Origin of the sequence: Nocardiopsis sp. TNDT3 (genome assembly GCF_003427465.1) — a bacterium.
In the GTDB taxonomy this organism is placed as follows: Bacteria; Actinomycetota; Actinomycetes; order Streptosporangiales; family Streptosporangiaceae; genus Nocardiopsis; species Nocardiopsis dassonvillei.
In genome coordinates, this window is record NZ_QPFC01000375.1 from 1 (window position 1) to 5,320 (window position 5,320).

The window sequence follows — 5,320 nt, forward strand, 5'->3', positions numbered from 1 at the left end:
CGGATCCCCCGCGCCCCCGCCCCCTCCGGGCGGGGGCGCGGCTGTGTGTGCACCCGGGTCCTGTCCGTCCCGGCCCGGGCCCCTCCCGGACGCCGACCGTGCCGACCGCGCCGCGCTGACGCGAGGATGTACCGGCGGGCACCGGCACCGGCCTCCACCGGTGCCCCCTCACGGAACGTCCCCCGTACACCGGGTGAACACCGTCGGCCAAGGCGTGCTGCCGAGCGTGCCACGACCTCGGGAAAGGCACTCACCGGAGCCGCCCGTGGACCCGGGTCTATTGGATGACCGGACTCCACCTATTGCGACCTGCACCGACAACTTCTGCTTGACGATCGACATAAGCCCGACGTACGGTTCGAGGCAGCAGGTGAGGCAGGTCACAGGAGTTGGGCGATGTGGCGTCTTCGGACCGTCGGCATGGCCTTTCCCGGTTACGAAGAGCTGCCCCGCCCGCACCAAGTGAAGTCCGGCGGCGGCGACCCGCCGGGCCTCCCCCTCCGAGACGTGGACGGACTGACGGGCCCGGCGGCCCCGATCCCCGGCCACCGCGTCGTCCGCCTCCGGCAGGACCAGCGAGGAAAGGAGCCGGTATGGGCTGAGACCGATGAGGCGGCACCCCCCGCTTCCCGCACCTGATAGCAGGAACTCCCCGTCAGCCCACCGGTCGCAGCCGCTCGGTCCCCACCGGGCCGCACGACCACCGGGCCGCCCCTGCCGTCGGCGCCGGCACGCCGCACGGACTCATCGCTTCGCTCCCACCCCCAGGTGAGGTTCCGTATGAAGAAGAGACCCCTGCTGACACTCGGCGCGCTCGCGTCGGGTGTCGCCATGGCGCTCACGCTGACCGCACCGGTCGCGTACGCCGACGAGACCGGCGAGGACGCGTTCAACACGCTGATCTTCTCCAAGACCACCGGCTTCCGGCACGACTCGATCCCCCACGGCGTCGCGCTCATCGAGGCGCTCGGCGAGGAACACGGCTTCCAGACCGCGCACACCGAGGACTCCTCGGTGTTCAACGACGAGGAGCTGGCCGCCTACGACGCGGTGATCTGGCTCTCCACCACCGGCGACGTGCTCAACGAGGAGGAGCAGGGCGCCTTCGAGCGCTACATCCAGGGCGGCGGCGGCTTCGTCGGCGTCCACTCCGCCTCCGACACCCACTACGACTGGGAGTGGTACGGCGACCTCGTCGGCGGCTACTTCGCCAGCCACCCGCCCGGTACGCAGGACGCCCAGGTGGTGGTCAACGACAGGGTCCACCCCTCCACGGAGCACCTGCCGGCCAGCTGGCAGCGCCACGACGAGTGGTACGACTTCGACCTGTCCCCCCGCGGCGACGTGCACGTCCTGGCCGGGCTCGACGAGGACTCCTACGCCGACCAGGTCGATCCCGGCGGCCAGATGGGGTGGGACCACCCGATCGCCTGGTGTCAGGCCTACGACGGCGGCCGGTCCTGGTACACCGGCGGCGGCCACACCGTGGAGTCCTACTCCGAACCGGAGTTCACCCAGCACCTGCTCGGCGGGCTGCGGTGGGCGGCCGGGACCGCCGAGGGCGACTGCGGCGCCACGCAGTGGGACAACTTCGAGAAGGTCACCCTCGCGCAGGGCGAGGACTCCGTGGGCGAGCCCATGGGCCTGGCGGTCCTGCCCGACGGCCGCGTGATGCACATCACCCGCGGCGGCGACGTGCGGCTGTGGTCCCCCGACACCCACACCACCGAGCTGATAGCCCGGGTCCCGGTGTACAACCACGACGAGGACGGGCTGCAGGGCGTCGCCCTGGACCCGGACTTCGAGGAGAACGGGTGGGTGTACCTGTACTACGCGCCCGTGATCGAGGGCGTCCCGGCGGGTGAGGCGCCCGCGGACGGCTCCCCGGAGGACTTCGAGCCCTACGAGGGCCACAACAACCTCTCCCGCTTCCAGTTCACGGACGGGGAGACCCCCGCCCTGGACCTGGACAGCGAGCAGGTCCTGCTGGAGGTCGGGACCGACCGGGGCATGTGCTGCCACGTCGGCGGCCACATCGACTTCGACGCCGAGGGCAACCTCTACCTGGCCACGGGCGACGACACCAGCGCGTTCGGGTCGGACGGCTACACGCCCATCGACGAGCGCGAGTCGCGCAACCCCGCCTTCGACGCCCAGCGCAGCTCGGCCAACACCAACGACCTGCGCGGCAAGCTCCTGCGGATCACGCCCACCGACGACGGCGGCTACGAGATCCCCGAGGGCAACCTCTTCCCGCCGGAGGAGTACAGCGGCGAGCAGACCCGGCCCGAGATCTACGCCATGGGCCTGCGCAACCCGTTCCGGTTCACGGTGGACAAGGAGGACGGCACCGTCTACCTGGGCGACTACGGGCCCGACGCCAACGAGCCCGACCCCGAACGGGGACCGCAGAACACGGTCTCCTGGCACGCCATCACCGAGCCCGCCAACATCGGCTGGCCCTACTGCATCGGCGACAACAGCGCGTTCGTCGACTACGACTTCGAGGCCGGGGCCTCCGGAGAGGCGTTCGACTGCGCCGCGCCGGTGAACGACTCCCCGCGCAACACCGGCCTGGCGGAACTGCCCCCCGTCACCCCCGCCTCGATCTGGTACAGCTACGAGGAGTCGGAGGAGTTCCCGCAGCTGGGCACGGGCGGCGGCGCCCCGATGGGCGGCCCGGCCTACCAGTTCGACCCCGAACTGGAGTCGGACACCAAGTGGCCCGAGTACTACGACGGCATCCCGCTGTTCTACGAGTGGGACCGCGACTGGATCAAGCAGGTGCACCTGGGCGACGACGGCGAGGTCCTGGACATCACCGAGACCGTCCCGAACATCAGCCTGGCCAACCCCATGGACATGGAGTTCGGCCCGGACGGCTCCCTGTACGTGCTGGAGTACGGGTCCGGCTACTTCGGCGGGGCCGCCGACTCGGCGCTGTCGCGCATCGACTACACCGGCGGCGGGACCACCCCGGTCGCCGACATCAGCGCCTCCACGACCTCGGGACCGGCCCCGCTGGAGGTGGAGTTCTCCGCCGAGGGCTCCAGCCACCCCGGCGGCCTGCCCCTGGAGTACGCGTGGTCGTTCGGCGACGGCCAGACCTCGACCGAGGTCTCGCCCACCCACACCTTCGAGGAGGCGGGCCAGTACACGGTCGTGCTGACCGTCACCGACCCCGAGGGGCGCACGGGCACGGCCACCACGACGGTCACCGCGGGCAACACCGCGCCCGAGGTCTCCTTCCAGACCCCGCGGGACGGCCAGTTCTTCCACTGGGGTGACCAGATCCCCTTCAGCGTGGACGTGGCGGACGCCGAGGACGGCTCCGTGGGCGAGGGCGTCGACTGCGGCGACGTCGCGGTCACGGCCTCGCTCGGCCACGACAGGCACGCCCACCCGTGGACCCAGTACGACAGCTGCGAGGACGTCAGCATCACCGAGGTCGACGGCGGCCACGGGCACGACATGAACATCTTCTGGGTGCTGGAGGCCGAGTACACCGACTCCGGCGGGGACGGGGCCCCCGGCCTCACCGGAAGCGACGGGGTCACCCTCAAGCCCGCCCGGACGCAGGCCCAGTACTTCACCGACAGCGAGGGGGTCCGGACCGAACCCACCACGGACGCCGAGGGCGGCCTGGTCAACGTCAGCCACATCGGCCACGGCGACTGGACGGCCTACGACACGACCAACCTGGTCGGGGTCGAGCAGATGGAGTTCCGGGTCGCCTCCGCGGGGGCGGGCGGAACCATCGAGGCGCGCATGAACGCCCCCGACGGCGAACTGCTCGGCAGCGTCGACGTGCCCACCACCGGCGGCTGGCAGGAGTGGACCGACGTGACCATGGACGTCACCGACCCCGGGGAGACCTTCACGCTGTACCTGGTCTTCGACGGTGAGGGCCCCGCAGTCGAGGACGGCCTGTTCAACGTCAACTACTTCGAGGCGGTCCTGGACGGCCACGGCGAGCACGGCCCCCAGACCGAGCTGACCAGCCCGCAGGACGGCGCGGTCTTCGAGGAGGGTGCGGACGTCCCCCTCTCCGCCGAGGTCACCGACCACGCCGAGGCCGGTGTGGAGAAGGTGGACTTCCTCGTGGGCGAGGAGGTCGTCGCCACGGTGACCGAGGGCCCGTACACGGCCACCTGGCAGGGGGCCGCGGCGGGCGAGTACGAGGTCAGCGCCGTGGCCACGGACGGCGACGGCAACACCGGCGCCTCCGACACCGCCACCATCACGGTCGAGGCGGGCGGCACCGAGCCGCCCGAGTGCGCCCCGGCCGGGGCCGAGGACGGCTACACCCCCCTGTGGGACGGCCGGACGCTCGACGGATGGAACATGGCGGGCCCGGGCGGGTTCGGCGTCGTCGACGACGGCGAGGGCTGCGCCCTGGAGACCCAGGGTGGCATGGGGCTGCTCTGGCACGAGACGGAGCTGGAGTCCTACCGGCTGAAGCTGGACTTCCTCGCCGCCGAGGAGACGGACAACTCCGGCGTCTTCGTCGGCTTCCCCGGGCCCGGGGACGACCCCTGGGTCGCCGTCAACGAGGGCTACGAGATCCAGATCGACGGCTACGGGGCGCCCGACGGCGACCCGATCCACCAGACCGGCGCCGTCTACGACTTCCAGGCGGCCGACTCCCACCCCGCGCGGGTCGGCGAGTGGAACGAGATGGAGATCGAGGTGGCCGACCCGATGATCCGCGTGTGGATCAACGGGGAGCTGGTGAACGAGTTCGAGAGCACCGACCCGGCGCGTGACCTGTCCTCGGGCCACATCGGGTTGCAGAACCACGGCGACGCCGACCGGGTGCTCTTCCGCGACGTCCGGGTCCAGGAGCTGGACGCGGTCGAACCGGTCACGTTCGCCGAGGTCCAGGAGCGCGTCGACGCCCTGGAGGCCGACGGCGCGCTGACCGTGTCCGAGGCGCGCCGGCTGACCCCGCAGCTGGAACTGGCCGAACACCATCTCAACGTCGGCCGGACCGGGCAGGCCGCGCTGGCCCTGGACCGGTTCGTCGGGGTGGCCGAGGCGGTGGCCGACGAGGCCGCCAGGGAGGAGTTGCTGGAGCTGGCCGACAGGCTGCGCCCGCTCATCGACGACGAGTGACGGGACGCCTCCGGCGCGCGCCCGCCCCCGGTGGGGGCGGCGTCCGCCGGGGGTCCCGTGACCACGGCGGGGCCGGTTCCGGCCGGCCCCGCCGCCCCCCGCGGTGGCGCCCCGCCGGAAAGGAGCGCGACGTCGCGGCGTCCGGCCCCCAGGTACGACGAGAAGAAGGTGTCACGGTGTCCGCCAAGAAGGCCCCCTCCTCCCC

Annotated in this window: 1 protein-coding gene; it reads left to right on the forward strand. The window is 71.8% G+C overall.

All coding sequences use genetic code 11. The annotated features are described in order from the left end of the window. Positions 1 to 780: 780 nt before the first annotated feature. Positions 781 to 5,115, forward strand: coding sequence for a ThuA domain-containing protein (locus DQW06_RS09920; RefSeq protein ID WP_117198324.1), 4,335 nt, complete (start codon positions 781 to 783; stop codon positions 5,113 to 5,115). The last annotated feature ends 205 nt before the right edge of the window (positions 5,116 to 5,320 follow it).

What these genes read in the sequence shown, in the direction of transcription:
- DQW06_RS09920 (WP_117198324.1), top strand. Translation starts at nt 781, where the DNA reads ATGAAGAAGAGACCCCTGCTGACACTCGGCGCGCTCGCGTCGGGTGTC.